The sequence below is a fragment of the Arthrobacter sp. C2 genome (genome assembly GCA_024207135.1).
Lineage (GTDB): Bacteria > Actinomycetota > Actinomycetes > Actinomycetales > Micrococcaceae > Paeniglutamicibacter.
On the sequence record CP042428.1, the window covers coordinates 2,780,730 to 2,794,408 of the forward strand.

Sequence of the window (13,679 nt, forward strand, 5' to 3'; positions counted from 1 at the left end):
ACTCACCAACAAACTCAAAGGAACCGATTGTGAGCGAAAAACTCGTCCTCAAGAACTTCATCAACGGAAACTACGTCGAGCCCCAGGAAAAATCGACCCTGGATCTAGTCGATCCCTTCACCGGCGAGGTCTACGGCACGTCGCCGCTCTCTGGCCCGGCAGACATCGATGCCGCATTCTCCGCAGCGCAGGACGCCTTCACCACTTGGCGCCGGACCACGCCCGCCGAACGCCAATTGGCCCTGCTTCGGCTGGCCGATGCGGTGGAGGCTCGGCAGGACGAATTCATAGCTGTGGAATCGCGCAGCTGCGGCAAGCCAACTGCCTTGGTGGCCAGCGAGGAGATTCCGGGCATGGTCGACCATTTGCGCTTCTTCGGCGGTGCTGCTCGCATTCTGGAAGGGAAATCCGCAGGCGAGTACATGGCCGATCACACCTCTTGGATCCGGCGTGAACCGGTGGGAGTCATCGGGCAGATCACTCCTTGGAACTACCCAATGATGATGGCAGTATGGAAAATCGCGCCGGCCTTGGCTGGCGGCAACACCATCGTGCTCAAGCCCAGTGACACCACACCCGAATCCACCTTGCTGTTGGCCGAGATCGCCTCCGAGTTCCTCCCGGCTGGAGTGTTCAATGTGGTTTGCGGCGACCGCGATACCGGCAAGGGCATCGTGGAACACCCCACCGCGGCCATGGTCGCGATCACCGGCTCGGTGGGCGCGGGAATCAACGTGGCTACCTCCGCAGCTGCCGACGTAAAGCGGGTACACCTTGAGCTGGGAGGCAAGGCACCCGTGGTCATCTTCGACGACGCCGACATCACCGCCGCGGCAGAGGCCATCGCCATCGCCGGGTACTTCAATGCCGGCCAGGATTGCACTGCTGCCACCCGGGTCTTGTGCCAGTCCGGAGTGCATGACAAGTTCGTTGCCGCCCTTGCGGAACAGGCCGACAATGTTGCAACCGCCTACGAAAAGGGTCTGGATAGCCAGGACGCCATGCTCCCGCCACTGAACAATGCGGCGCAATTTGAACGGGTGCAGCGCGCCATCGATTCGTTGCCTGCGCATGCAGTGGTGAATGCCGGTGGCCAGCGCCTGGGCAACTCCGGTTTCCACTATGCAGCCACCGTCGTCAGCGGCTTGCGCCAAGACGATGACCTGGTGCAGAACGAGATCTTCGGCCCGGTGATCAGCGTCCAGAGCTTTGAGCTGGAGGACGAGGCCCTGGCTATGGCGAACGACGTCGATTATGGCCTCGCTTCGTCGGTCTGGACCACCGACTTCGGCCGGGCGATGCGCTTGAGCCGAGAGCTGGATTTCGGAACGGTGTGGATCAACACGCACATCCCTCTAGTTGCCGAGATGCCGCACGGCGGATTCAAGCAGTCTGGCTACGGGAAGGACCTGTCCATGTACGGGCTCGATGACTACACCCGGATCAAGCACGTGATGGCGAACATCGCCAGCTAACGCCTCCCACGCTTGCGTACCAGGGCGCCGGTTCCTCTTTTGCAGGGGAACCGGCGCCCTGCTCTATGGGGCACTGCGTTACCCGGAAGAATTGACCATTCTTCCGTGGGTTCCCGCACCGACTTCCAAGATGCCAGCTCCGTAGCCGATACCGGGCTGAAACGGTTCCATGGTCCCCGCCGATGAGATGGCAGGATACGTGGCCGAGGGCCAAAACATGGCCGGCAAGGTTTCCTGGCGCTAGGCAAGACTCCCGCCGGTAGATTGGGTCCATGGAGATCCTCTCAAGCCGGGTGCTGCTGCGCCCCGTGGACCTGCCCGAGACGCAGGCGTTTTACCGCGACGTGATGGGGTTGGCCATCGCCCGCGAGTTCGGCACCGTGGAGCACCGCGGCCTGGTGTTCTTCCTGGGCAACGGCCTGCTGGAGGTGGCGGGCAATCGCGGGGCAGGCGAGCCGTCCTCGCTCGTGCTCTGGCTGCAGGTCCGGGACGTGCAGGCCGAGCTCCTGCGACTTGCCGGGCGCGGAGTCACGATCGATCGGGAGGCGAGGACCGAGCCATGGGGACCGGTCGAGGGATGGGTCAGTGACCCGGACGGAACCAGGATCGTGCTGGTGCAGGTTCCCGAAGACCACCCGATCCGCCGCGACCAGCGCGAGCTTTAACGCCAAAGGCAGTGCCCACCCGTAGAGCGATGGGGGTGGGCACTGCCGCTTGGTGGCTTGCGGGGCAAACCGGTTCTAGTTGGCGAAGGTGTCCAGGAGACGGCCCTTGGCGTCCCAGAGGCCCAGCGAGTCGCCGCCGTTGTTCAGGACGGCGACGTCCCCGCCCAGGTAGTACGCCTCGGCGCTGTTGGTTCCCGGTCCCGAGAACACCCGCAGCTCGGCACCCGGCGTGAGCTTGAATCCCTCGCCGATGCGCAGGATGTTGTTGGCGGCGTCGCGCAGCACGTAGCCGCTGACGTCGATGGTGCGGTTGCCCGTGTTGGCCAGCACGACGTGCTCGCCGGTTTCCGGCTGCAGGTCGTTGCCCGGCACGTCGTTTACCGAGTCGGCAATGACGATCCCGTTGTTGGACGGGAACACCTTTCTGCCGTCCAGGTGGCGGTCGATCTGCTGCGGGAAGTCGCCGGTGATGCGCTCGACGCCCAATTCCAGGGAAGCGTCGGCTGCCTCGTCGGAGTTCACGGTGTAGACGCCGAGGCCCAGCCCGGCTTCCTTGACCCGCGCGGCGCCGGCGGCATCCAGGGTCCGGTAGCTGGTGCCGAAGGAATCGGCGTAGGTCGCGTAGTCGGCCAGGACCGCGGCTCCCGGCACTGTGCCGGTCAGCTGTTGCAAGGGAACCTCCGGGGCCAGGTCGGCGAAGATCTTGTTGGATGCCGCGTCGAAGCCCAGGACCTCGATCTTCCCGGTCTGCTCCAGCTCGCTCCACTCTGGATCGTTCGCCAGCGCCTCGGCGACAACCTGCTCGACGCCCGGGGACTTGGCCGGGGACTTGATCTCGATGAACACCCCGGCCTCCCCGGTGAGCACGTCGGCCACCGCGTCGAAGTGCGGGATCTTTTCGCCGGCGAACTTTGCCGAGAAGTAGGAGCCGGCGTCGAGGCGCTGCAGCTCGTTCCAGGTGAAGGACGTGATCGGGTCGTTGACCCGGTCGGGGAAGACGTCTGCGACGTTGGTGGTGCGGGCCGCGGTGTCGTCGTGGAAGATGAACGGGACGCCGTCGCTGGAGAGCTGGACGTCGATCTCGACGAAGTCGGCACCGGACTGGCTTCCGGCCTTGATGGCGGCCAGGGTGTTCTCCGGCGCGACGCCGGCGGCGCCGCGGTGGCCGATCAGGATGGGAGCCTGGCCGGAATCGGTGGTGGTCGGTGCGGCGACGGCCGGGGTGGCCAGCCCGGCGAGCATGCAGGCGGCCAGGGTTCCAAGCGTGAGGGTGCGAAACTTCATGATGGGGATCCTTCGGTGTCGGGAACGGACACCCACCACGCTGCCCTCCCCGGACAACGCTGCGGCCACGATGAGGTGAACCGCGCGTTAAGATCGCCCATACGCTCGCGCCGGCGGTGGCCGGCTTCGCCGCCCTAGTCCGGTGCGCAGGTGCTGCCCGGTCCGCGGCGCGGCCGATCCCGCCAGGCCCCGGTGGACCACAGCACCACTGCGACCAGCACGGGCTGGAAGAAGAGCCGCATGAAGCGCTTGGCATCCGTGTCGAGCCCAAACGCGTCACGCGCGTGCAGCCACTGGGCGATGTTTCCGGGGAACACCGCGACGAGGAACAGTGCCACGGCCCAGCCAACGGGGACGCGTCGGCGCGCCAGCAGCATCAGCGCCGCACCAAGGGTGATCTCCGCGATGCCGGAGGCAAGAACCACCAGGTCGGCGTCGAGGGGAACGATCTCCGGCACCTGCGCCCGGAACTCGCGGCGGGCCACGGTCAGGTGGCTGGCACCCGCGAAGGCCAGAGCGGCACCCAGGGCGATGCGCACCAAGGTGCGTCCCCGGGCGGTTGGGTCGGCCGGCCGGGTAAGTGCGGCGGGCAGCGCCCTGCCGTTGCTAGTCATCGGAGACGTGCACGGTGACGTCGATGTTGCCGCGGGTGGCGTTGGAGTAGGGGCACACCAGGTGTGCTGCGTCCGCAAGTTCGCGGGCCTGCTCGTGCGGCAGGCCTGGAATGACGACTTCCAGCTCCACGGCCAGCGCGAATCCGCCGTCCCCGGTGCTCCCCAGCTTCACCCGGCCGCCAACCGTCGAGTCCTGAACCGAGATCTTCCTGTTGCGGGCCACCAGGTGCAGCGCCGAGTGGAAGCACGCGGCGAAGCCCGCGGCAAAAAGCTGCTCGGGGTTGGTGCCTTCCCCGGAACCGCCCAGTTCCCGGGGCGGCGTCATCGCGATATCTAGGGTTCCGTCCGAGGTGGAGACCCTGCCCTCCCGCCCGTGTCCGGTGGAGAGTGCTTCGGCGGTGTAGAGGGCATTCATGGGTGGTGCCTTTCGAGGGGTTTCGGTCCCCGGCGGTGTCGCTGCCGGGGCTTTGGCGGATGCGCCGGTTCTTCCGGGGCTGCTCAGGCGTCCTTCGGGTTGAGCTCGCCCATGGCGGTGGTGAGGCGCTGCAGGGTGGCGATCAGTTCCCGGGCGGACTCGAGGTCGGGCAGCCCCGTGGCGTGCGCAATGGCGCTCGGGATATGTCCGAGCTCCCGGCGAAGTTCGGCTGCCCGCGGGGTGGGCGCGATGGTGACGATGCGTTGATCGGAATGCACCCGCTTGCGCTCGATCAGGAGCTTGCTTTCCATCCGCCGCAGCAGCGGGGACAGCGTGCCGGAATCGAGCTGCAGCAAATCCCCCAGTTCGTTGACCGATTGCTCGCCGTCGCTCCACAGCACGACCAGCACCAGGTACTGGGGGTAGGTCAGTCCCCATGGGGCCAACAGCTCCGCATAGGCACGCGTGGTGGCGCGCGTGGCGGAGTAGAGGGAGAAGCACACCATTTCATCGACGATAGCCATGCATTGAATAATTGCACACAACTTAGTTGTGCACAACCCATCGACTGGCAACACCGGCTCCGGACACCGTCCGGGGGCCGGTGTCTTCAGGACCGCGGGTGGACCAGCACGAGCTTGCCGGTGGTCCGGCGGGACTCGAGCGCGGTGAAGGCCTGGACGACCTCCGTGATGTCGTAGTGCGTCACGGGCGGGACGCTGATGGCCCCCGAAGCGATCCAGCCGAAGACCTCCGAGGCACGTCGGGAGATCTCCTCCGCCGTGCGCACATGGTGGATTACCGTCGGCCGGGTCACGGCGAGGGAGCCCAAGCCGGCCAGCGAATTCACGTCCAGGGGCGGAATCGGGCCACTGGCGGCGCCGATCGCGACCAGCATGCCTCTTATTCGCAGGGCGCGCAGGCTTTCGGCGAAGGTCGATTTCCCGACCCCGTCGTAGACGACGGATGCGCCTTCACCGCCGGTGAGTTCGCGGACCTTGTCCGCGAATCCCTCGTAGCCGATAACGTGGGCGGCCCCGTTGGCCAGTGCCACGTCCTCCTTGGCCTTCGTGGAAACAGTTCCGATGACCCGGGCACCCTTCAGCCTGGCCATTTGTGTCAGCCATTGGCCCACCCCGCCGGCGGCCGCATGGATCAGCACGGTGTCGTCCGGGCCCAGGGCATAGGTGTCGTGGGACAGGTAGTGGGCCGTGAAACCCTGCATCAGGGCCGCCACGGCGGTGAAATCGTCGATGCCCTCGGGGATCGCCACCACCTGCGGGGCTTCGACCACCGTGAACTCCGAGAAACTTCCCTGTCCCCCGGCAAGCCAGCCCACGCGCTGGCCTTCGGCGAAGCCGGTCACCTCCGTGCCCAGGGCAGCGATGACGCCGACGCCCTCGACACCCGCGCAGAACGGGGCCTGCAGCGCGGTTGCCCCGTTGCGTTGGGCGACATCGAGGTAGTTCACCCCGGCGACGGACAGTTTCACCAGGACCTGGCCCGCCTCGGGTGCCGGGCGCGCAACGCGCCGGAATTCAAGGTTTTCCGGGCCTCCGTGTGCGGAAACCACTACCGCGTTCATTGTCTCGGGCATGGCACTTCATCCTGTCCTGGCATTGCTGAAATGTGGTTCAGTGTATGGTTCCGCTCCGCATCCCCGGGCCGGGGCCGTCGGCAAGCACGCAGGCCGCCGACGACTCCGGGGAGGGATCCCTGCTCAGTGCGTGGGGAAGCCCAGCTCGATCTGCGATTCGCTGGGGTCGGGCCAGCGGCTGGTGACGACCTTGCGCCGCGTGTAGAAGTTGAAGGACTCCGGGCCGTACATGTGGGTGTCGCCGAAGAGCGAGTCCTTCCATCCGCCGAAGCTGAAGGCGCCGATGGGCACCGGGATCGGCACGTTGATGCCCACCATGCCGACCTCGATGTCGAACTCGTATTCGCGGGCGGTCTTGCCGTCGCGGGTGAAGACCGCCGTGCCGTTGGCGAAGCGGTTGGAGTTGATCAGTTCGACGGCCTCCGCGTAGTCCTGAACGCGCACCACGGCCAGGACGGGTCCGAAGATCTCCTCGTCATAGACCCGCATGCCGGGCTTGACGTGGTCGATGAGCGAGACCCCGATGAAGAAGCCGTTGGAGTCAAAGCGCTGCTCGCGGCCATCGACCAGCACCGCGGCGCCCTCTTCCTGGGCCGAGGCGATGAATCCTGCCACGCGGTCCCGCGAGGCGGCGGTGATCAGCGGCCCCATCTCCGAGTCAGGGTCCGTGCCGTCGCCGACCACCAGGCCGGGGATGCGCTCGGAGATCTTGGAGACGAGCTCGTCGGCGATCGAGCCGACCGCCACCACCACCGAGACTGCCATGCAGCGTTCCCCGGCCGAGCCGTAGGCCCCGGAGATGGCCGCATCCGCGGCGGCATCGAGGTCCGCATCGGGCATCACAACCATGTGGTTCTTGGCGCCACCGAGCGCCTGGACCCGCTTGCCGTTGGCAGCGGCAGTGGAATACACGTACTTGGCGATCGGCGTGGAGCCGACGAAGGAGACGCCGGTGACCCCGGGGTTTTCCAGGATTTCGTCGACGGCTTCCTTGTCCCCGTGCACGACGTTCAGGATCCCGGCCGGCAGGCCCGCCTCCTCGAAGACCGAGGCGATCCAGTTGGCCGCCGAGGGGTTGCGCTCGCTGGGCTTGAGGATCACCGCGTTGCCGGCGGCGATGGCGGTGGTGATCATCCACAGCGGGACCATGGCGGGGAAGTTGAACGGGGTGATGCAGGCGACCACGCCCAGGGGCTGCCGGGTCTGGTGCACGTCGACGCCGGTGGCAACCTGTTCGGCGTACTCGCCCTTGAGGTGGTGCATCAGCCCGGTGCAGAAGTCCACGTTCTCCAGGCCGCGGACGATTTCCCCGTCCGCGTCGGAGAGGACCTTGCCGTGCTCGGCGGTGATGATGGCGCCGAGTTCGCCGCGGCGCTCGTCGATGAGCTGGCGCACCTTGAAGAGGATCTGGCTGCGCTTGGCCAGGCCGAGCCGGCGCCAGCCACGCTGGGCGGCCGCAGCGGTCTGCACCGCATCGCGCACGGTCTGCGCGCTTGCCAGGGCGACCTGGCCGGTCTGCTCACCGGTTGCCGGGTTGTAGACCGGACCGAAGCGTTCGGAGTCGGTGACGGACGTGCCGCCGATGCGGTGGCCGATGGTGGACACGGTCAGGTGTTCAAGGGTCTGCGACATGGGTTAGTTCTTCTCCTGGGTGTAGCCGGCAACGGTGCCGTCGGGCGAAACGTTCTTGACGATCAGCGAGCAGTCCTTCTCCCCGAGCCCCTCGGCAATCAGCGCATCAAAGTGCTCGCGCGCGAGGGTCGCGGCGGGGAGCTTGACCCCGGTCATCTCCCCGGCGTCCAGGGCCAGGCCCACGTCCTTGCGGGCCAGATCCACCCTGAAGGTGGCGTCGAAGTTGTTGTTGGCCGCCGCACTGTCGATGACCCCCGGCACCGGGTACCAGGTCTGCTGCGCCCACGAGCGTCCGGAGGAGACCGAGGCGATCTCCCAGAAGACCTTCGGATCCAGCCCGAGCTTTTCGGCCAGCTGGGAACCCTCGGCCGAGGCCATCAGGTCGATGAAGAGCATCATGTTGTTGCAGATCTTCGCGGCGATGCCCGCCGTCGCTGCGCCTGCGACGATGGTCTTTCCTGCCATGGGCTCGATGTGCCCGACGGCCTCGGCGGTGTGCTCGGCCAGTCCCCCGACCATGAAGGCGAGGGTTGCCGCGGCGGCTCCGGAGATCCCGCCGGAGACCGGGGCGTCGACGAACTTCAGGCCGCGGGCACTGGAGCCCTCGTGGCAGAAGCGCGAGGTTTCGATGTCGACCGTCGAGCTGTCCAGCAGCAGGGTGTCGGCGCTGGCGTGGGCCCAGATCCCGTTCTCGCCCTCGTACACGGCGCGGACGTGTTCGCCCTTGGGCAGCATGGTGAAGACCGCGTCGGATCCCTGCACCGCCTCGGCGATACTGCCGGCGATCTCGACGCCGCGCTCCTTCGCCGCGATGCAGGCGTCCGGGTTCAGGTCGTAGCCCTTGACCTGGTGCCCGGCCGCCACGAGATTCGCGGTCATCGGACCGCCCATGTTCCCGAGTCCGATCCAGCCGTAAACTGCCATGATTCCTCCTGTGCCGTTCCCTGCCCGCTCGGGCCGTGATAGGCACCACACTAGGTGCGAATATCCTCGCGTTCAACGCACATCACGGACCCACGTTTGCACCATTCATGTGCATCAACGCACAATGAGTGCATGGAACGCAGCATCGACCACCACCACCTGGAATCCCTAATCACCTTTCTCTCGGTGGCGCGGCTCGGGCGCTACACCGCGGCCGCCGACGTGCTGGGAGTCAACCACTCGACCGTCTCGCGCCGCATTGCAGCTCTGGAGAAGGCCATGGGAGGCCGGGTGCTCACGCGCACGCCTTCCGGCTGGGAGGTCACGGACCTGGGCCGGCGGGCCCTGGGCGCGGCCGAGGAGATCGAACGGGCGGTCGCGGGACTCACCGAGACGCGGACCAGCGGTGAGCTCGCCGGGACCGTCCGCATCGGCGTGCCCGACGCCTTCGCCGCGCATTTTGCGACCCCGGCCATGGCTGCACTGCAGCGCCGGCACCCGCGGCTGGCCGTCGAACTCATGAGCGCCACCCAGCGCGCCCGGCAGACCCGTTCGGGTGTCGACCTGGAAGTGGTCGTGGGCAAGCCCCATGTGCACAAGGCGGTGGCCACCGAGCTGCTCACCTACCACCTGGGGCTCTACGCCTCCCGCGAGTACCTTGCACTGCACGGGGAACCGCATGCCATTGCCGAGCTCGTGACGCACCGGCTGAACTACTACGTGGAGTCGGCGCTGACCATCGACGAGCTGGACAGCGCGACCGAGTCGCTGCCGCCGATGCCCCGGGGCATCACCTCCACCAGCGTGTTCTCGCACATCGCGGCGACCAAGGCCGCGGCCGGGATCGGGATCCTGCCGGATTTCCTGGCCGACCTCGAGGACGACCTGGTACGCCTGCTGCCCGGCGACTACGCGCACGCCGCCACCTACTGGGTGGTGGGACGCGAGGAGGCAATTCGCAACCCCGCGGTTCAGGCGGCCGTTGCCGCAATGGCGGAGGCCGCAGCGTAGGACACCGGGCACGCACATGCCCGGGGGGCCGGCGACCGCCGCTCCCCCGGGCATGGTTGCCACGCGGCTACTTCACGCTGTCGCGTGCGGCGGCCTCCGTTGCCTCGGTGTTGATGACGATCGTCCGGGCCCGGTCGGCCTCGTCGATGTCGTGCAGGGAAATGCCATTGGTTTCACGCATCGAGTACACGACGGCCAGGGTGATGATGGCCGCGATGCCGATGTAGATGGCCACCGGCACCCACGACCCGTAGATGCTCAGCAGGAAGGTGGCGATGATCGGCGCCATCGAGCCGGCCACGATCGAGGTGACCTGGTAGCCCAGGGAGACCCCGGAATAGCGCATGCGGGTCGGGAACATCTCGGCCATGATGGCCGGCTGCCCGGCGTACATCAGGCCGTGGACCAGCAGGCCGGCCACGACCACCAGCAGGATCACGAAGTCGTTCTGCGTGTTGAACAGCGGGAAGGCCACGAATCCCCAGACCAGCATCAGCGAGGCGCCCAGCGCGTACACCGGCCGGCGGCCCAGCTTGTCCGTGTAGCGGCCGATCACCGGGACCACGGCAAAGTGGATCGCGTGTGCCACCAGCATCAGCATCAGGATGGTCGAGGTGTCCATCTTCAGCTGGGTCTTCAGGTAGGTGATCGAGAACGTCACCACCATGTAGTAGAGGATGTTCTCGCCCAGCCGCAGGCCCATGGCGGTGAACACGCCGCGCGGGTAGCGGCGGAAGACCTCGGCGACGCCGTATCCGGCCTCCGCGTTCTGCTCCAGCTCGGCCTTGGCCTCCTGGAAGATCGGGGCGTCGGAAATCCGGGTGCGCACGTAGTAGCCCACCGCGACGATGACCACCGAGAGCCAGAAGCCGATGCGCCAGCCCCAGGCCAGGAAGGCCTCCTCGGACAGCGTCGAGGAAAGCACCAACAGCACAATGGTGGCGAGCAGGTTGCCTGCCGGCACCGCTGCCTGCGGCCAGGATGCCCAGAACCCGCGTTCCTTGTCGGGCGCGTGTTCGGCAACGAGGAGGACAGCTCCACCCCATTCGCCGCCGACCGCGAACCCTTGGAAGAAGCGCAGGATAACCAGTAGCACCGGTGCCGCATAGCCGATGGAATCGAAGGTCGGCAGGCAGCCCATGAGGAAAGTGGTGACACCCACCAGGACTATGGCGACCTGCAGCAGGTGCTTGCGGCCGTACTTGTCGCCGAAGTGCCCAAAGACGATGCCACCGATGGGCCGGGCAATGAAGCCGACGGCGTAGGTCAGGAACGCCTTGATGATGTTGTCCAGCTCGTTCGCCGCTTCGGGGAAGAAGATCTTGTTGAAGACCAGCGTTGCCGCGGTCGCATACAAGAAGAACTCGTACCATTCGACGACCGTACCGGCCATCGAGGCGACAACGACGCGCTTGAGTCCCTTGCGTTCCTGAATGCTGGTGCTGCTGGAGTTGGATGAAGCCACTTTCAACCTCCGGGGTCCATGGATGGCACCTGGGGCAATTGCCGCCTGCCGATCACCCCATGAGTATGACCCGGATCACAGAAATCGTGAAGGGCTTCCATTGGCATCTCGGGCAGCCGTTTGTGCACATGGCTCGTGCGGCAACGCACGCCTCCGAGGAAGGTTGCCAAGCCGGCGGCATGCTTCCGGCCCTTGTTGCCGCCGACGAACCGACCCAAGTCACAGGAATATTCGCGGCACAATGCCACCGGGCGGCTGGATGGACTCGGCGAAGTTCGCCCGGAACCCCGGCGGTTCCTCCTAGCGGCTGGCGGCCAGCGCGTCCTGGACCTGCGCTGCGGCCTGCTGCAGCGCCGGAAGCACCGCATCGGCGGCTTCCTGCGCGCCGGTGTGCGACGCCGGGCCCACGCTCATGGACACGTTCATGGCCGCGGCGATGCTGCCGTCGGGGCTGAACACCGGGACGGCGACCGAGCGCAGCCCGATCTCCAGTTCCTGGTCGACGATCGCGTAGCCCTGGGCCCGAACCCGTTCCAGTTCGGCCCGCAGCTCTGCGGCGGTGCCGATGCCGTGCCCGGTCGGGCTCGGCATGCCGCCTTCCAGCAGTTGTTCCAGCACCCCGGGCGCCTGGTAGGCCAGCAGCACCCGGCCCATCGAGGTGTTGGTCGCCGGGAACCTGGTGCCCACCGAGATCCCCACGCGCATGATCGAGCGGGTGTGCACCCGGGCGATGTAAAGGATCTGGGCGCCCTCGAGCACCGAGGCTGAGGCCGACTCGTGGACCTTCGAGGAAAGTTCCTCGAGCACAGGTTCCATGAGCTGGGGCAGGGTGGCACTGGAGAGGTAGGAGTAGCCCAGCTGCAGGACCTTGGAGGTCAGTTCGAAGAACTTGCCGTCCGAACGCACGTAGCCCAGTTCCTGCAGGGTCAGCAGGAAGCGGCGGGCCGTGGCCCGGGAGAGGTACACGCGCTTGGCGACCTCGCTCAGGGTCATCGAGGGGTGCTCGGCGTCGAAGGCGCAGATGACGTCCAGGCCGCGGGCCAGGGACTGGACCGAGGTCGAACCGCCCGCGGACGGGGTGCCGGTTTCCTGGCTCATCTGATCTTGCTCCTACGGGGGTTATGCCTATAAATAGCTGTGCCCGCGCGTGCATGTGCGCGGGCGACGGGGGTGCGGCCGACGGGAAAACCCGCAAGCCGCACCCACCAATGTACTGCCTAGGCGGCCTTCACCAATTCCACCGGCAGGCGCTCGGCGAGCTCCTCGAAGGTGATGCCGTGCGTGGAGCGCACGGTGACGGTGCCGTCGGCCAGCTCGAAGATGGCCGACTCGGTGTAGATGCGCGAGACGCAGCCCAGCCCGGTGACCGGGTAGGTCAGGGCCTCGACCAGCTTGGATTCGCCGGTCTTGGTGAACAGGCCCATCATGACCCAGGTGGCCTTGGCGCCGATGGCCAGGTCCATGGCCCCGCCCACGGCCGGGATCGCGCCCGGGGCGCCGGTGTGCCAGTTGGCCAGGTCGCCGCCGCCGGAGACCTGGAAGGCACCCAGGACACAAACGTCCAGGTGTCCGCCGCGCATCATCGCGAACGAGTCCGCATGGTGGAAGTAGCTGGCTCCGGGCAGTTCTGTAACCGGGATCTTGCCGGCGTTGATCAGGTCCTCGTCGATGTCATCGCCGGTGGCGACCGGGCCCATGCCCAGCATGCCGTTCTCGGTGTGCAGGGTGACGCCCTGTTCGGCGGTGAGGAAGTTGGAGACGTTGGTCGGCTGGCCGATGCCCAGGTTCACGAAGGCGCCGGCCGGGATGTCGGCGGCGACGATCTTGGCCATCTCGTCGCGGGTCAACGCGGCGTCGGTGGTGGTGAAGGTGGTGGTTTCGGTGCTCATTAGTTGTTGCCTCCGATGGTGACCAGGGTATCGACGAAGATACCGGGGGTGATGACGTTTTCCGGGTCCAGCGAGCCGGTGGAGACGATCTCGGAAACCTGCACGATGGACTGCTTGGCTGCGGTGGCCATGATGGGACCGAAGTTCCGTGCGGTCTTGCGGTAGACGAGGTTGCCCAGTTCGTCGGCGCGCAGCGCCTTGATCAGTGCAAAGTCGGCGTTGATCGGGGTCTCGAGCACGTAGCCCTTTCCGTCGATCACGCGGGTCTCCTTGCCCTCGGCCAGCATGGTTCCGTAGCCGGTGGGGGTGAAGAACCCGCCGATGCCGGCACCGGCCGCACGGATGCGCTCGGCCAGGTTGCCCTGCGGGACCAGCTCGAGCTCGAGCTCGCCGGCGCGGTAGGCCTCGTCGAAGTGCCATGAGTCGGATTGGCGCGGGAAGGAGCAGATGACCTTCGCGACGCGGCGTTCCTTGATCAACAGCGCCAGGCCGGCATCGGCCTGGCCGGCGTTGTTGTTCACGACCGTGAGGTTGGTGGCGCCGCAGTCCATGAGCGCGTCAATCAGTTCCATCGGCTGGCCGGCGTTGCCGAAGCCGCCGATCATGACGGTTGCCCCGTCGTGGATGTTTGCCACTGCTTCTGCAGCGGTGGCGGCGATGCGTGGTGCCATCGTGGGTTTCTCCTTAAGTCTGGTTTCGAAACGACCG

Annotated in this window: 14 protein-coding genes; 3 read left to right on the forward strand and 11 right to left on the reverse strand. The window is 66.7% G+C overall.

Features of this window, described 5'->3' with window-relative positions; genetic code table 11:
- Positions 1–29 precede the first annotated feature (29 nt).
- Together FPY90_RS12940 and FPY90_RS12945 are read left to right on the forward strand one after the other, a co-directional pair.
- On the forward strand, positions 30–1,475 hold the full coding sequence (locus tag FPY90_RS12940; RefSeq protein WP_498681457.1) for a gamma-aminobutyraldehyde dehydrogenase: 1,446 nt from the start codon (positions 30–32) through the stop codon (positions 1,473–1,475).
- A gap of 272 nt (positions 1,476–1,747) precedes the next feature.
- Entirely contained in the window at positions 1,748–2,140 is a 393-nt protein-coding gene (locus tag FPY90_RS12945) for a VOC family protein (protein WP_498681460.1), read from the forward strand.
- Positions 2,141–2,215: 75 nt separating this feature from the next.
- Here FPY90_RS12945 and FPY90_RS12950 read toward each other — a convergent pair whose 3' ends face one another.
- The 7 genes from FPY90_RS12950 to mmsB form a co-directional block, all read right to left on the reverse strand.
- Complete coding sequence (locus FPY90_RS12950) at positions 2,216–3,424, reverse strand: glycerophosphodiester phosphodiesterase family protein (protein ID WP_498681461.1); 1,209 nt, start codon at positions 3,422–3,424, stop codon at positions 2,216–2,218.
- 134 nt (positions 3,425–3,558) lie between these two features.
- On the reverse strand, positions 3,559–4,038 hold the full coding sequence (locus tag FPY90_RS12955; protein ID WP_498681462.1) for a DoxX family protein: 480 nt from the start codon (positions 4,036–4,038) through the stop codon (positions 3,559–3,561).
- Positions 4,031–4,453, reverse strand: coding sequence for an organic hydroperoxide resistance protein (locus tag FPY90_RS12960; protein WP_498681463.1), 423 nt, complete (start codon positions 4,451–4,453; stop codon positions 4,031–4,033). Before FPY90_RS12960 ends, FPY90_RS12955 begins: the two co-directional genes overlap by 8 nt.
- An 83-nt stretch (positions 4,454–4,536) precedes the next feature.
- Positions 4,537–4,977 carry a MarR family winged helix-turn-helix transcriptional regulator gene (locus FPY90_RS12965; RefSeq protein WP_498681464.1) on the reverse strand — a complete coding sequence of 147 codons (441 nt, stop codon included), beginning with the start codon at positions 4,975–4,977 and terminating at the stop codon, positions 4,537–4,539.
- An 86-nt stretch (positions 4,978–5,063) separates the two neighbouring features.
- Positions 5,064–6,050 (reverse strand): quinone oxidoreductase family protein, encoded by a 987-nt coding sequence (locus tag FPY90_RS12970; RefSeq protein ID WP_498681466.1) that lies wholly within the window; start codon positions 6,048–6,050, stop codon positions 5,064–5,066.
- 123 nt (positions 6,051–6,173) lie between these two features.
- Complete coding sequence (locus FPY90_RS12975; protein WP_498681468.1) at positions 6,174–7,682, reverse strand: CoA-acylating methylmalonate-semialdehyde dehydrogenase; 1,509 nt, start codon at positions 7,680–7,682, stop codon at positions 6,174–6,176.
- Positions 7,683–7,685: 3 nt separating this feature from the next.
- On the reverse strand, positions 7,686–8,606 hold the full coding sequence (gene mmsB / locus FPY90_RS12980) for a 3-hydroxyisobutyrate dehydrogenase (RefSeq protein ID WP_498681469.1): 921 nt from the start codon (positions 8,604–8,606) through the stop codon (positions 7,686–7,688).
- Between the two features lie 132 nt (positions 8,607–8,738).
- Between mmsB and FPY90_RS12985 the strand changes: the two genes are divergently transcribed.
- Positions 8,739–9,617, forward strand: coding sequence for a LysR family transcriptional regulator (locus tag FPY90_RS12985; RefSeq protein ID WP_498681470.1), 879 nt, complete (start codon positions 8,739–8,741; stop codon positions 9,615–9,617).
- Between the two features lie 67 nt (positions 9,618–9,684).
- Here FPY90_RS12985 and FPY90_RS12990 read toward each other — a convergent pair whose 3' ends face one another.
- The 4 genes from FPY90_RS12990 to FPY90_RS13005 all read right to left on the reverse strand — a co-directional run bounded on the left by FPY90_RS12990 (position 9,685) and on the right by FPY90_RS13005 (position 13,642).
- Positions 9,685–11,082 carry an MFS transporter gene (locus FPY90_RS12990; protein WP_498681471.1) on the reverse strand — a complete coding sequence of 466 codons (1,398 nt, stop codon included), beginning with the start codon at positions 11,080–11,082 and terminating at the stop codon, positions 9,685–9,687.
- A 300-nt stretch (positions 11,083–11,382) separates the two neighbouring features.
- Positions 11,383–12,180 (reverse strand): IclR family transcriptional regulator domain-containing protein, encoded by a 798-nt coding sequence (locus FPY90_RS12995; protein ID WP_498681473.1) that lies wholly within the window; start codon positions 12,178–12,180, stop codon positions 11,383–11,385.
- Positions 12,181–12,299: 119 nt separating this feature from the next.
- Positions 12,300–12,971 carry a 3-oxoacid CoA-transferase subunit B gene (locus tag FPY90_RS13000; RefSeq protein WP_071216806.1) on the reverse strand — a complete coding sequence of 224 codons (672 nt, stop codon included), beginning with the start codon at positions 12,969–12,971 and terminating at the stop codon, positions 12,300–12,302.
- Positions 12,971–13,642: a 3-oxoacid CoA-transferase subunit A gene (locus tag FPY90_RS13005; protein WP_071216805.1), complete on the reverse strand. Its 672-nt coding sequence runs from the start codon at positions 13,640–13,642 to the stop codon at positions 12,971–12,973. The genes FPY90_RS13000 and FPY90_RS13005 overlap by 1 nt, the downstream gene beginning before the upstream one ends.
- Between the last annotated feature and the right edge of the window lie 37 nt (positions 13,643–13,679).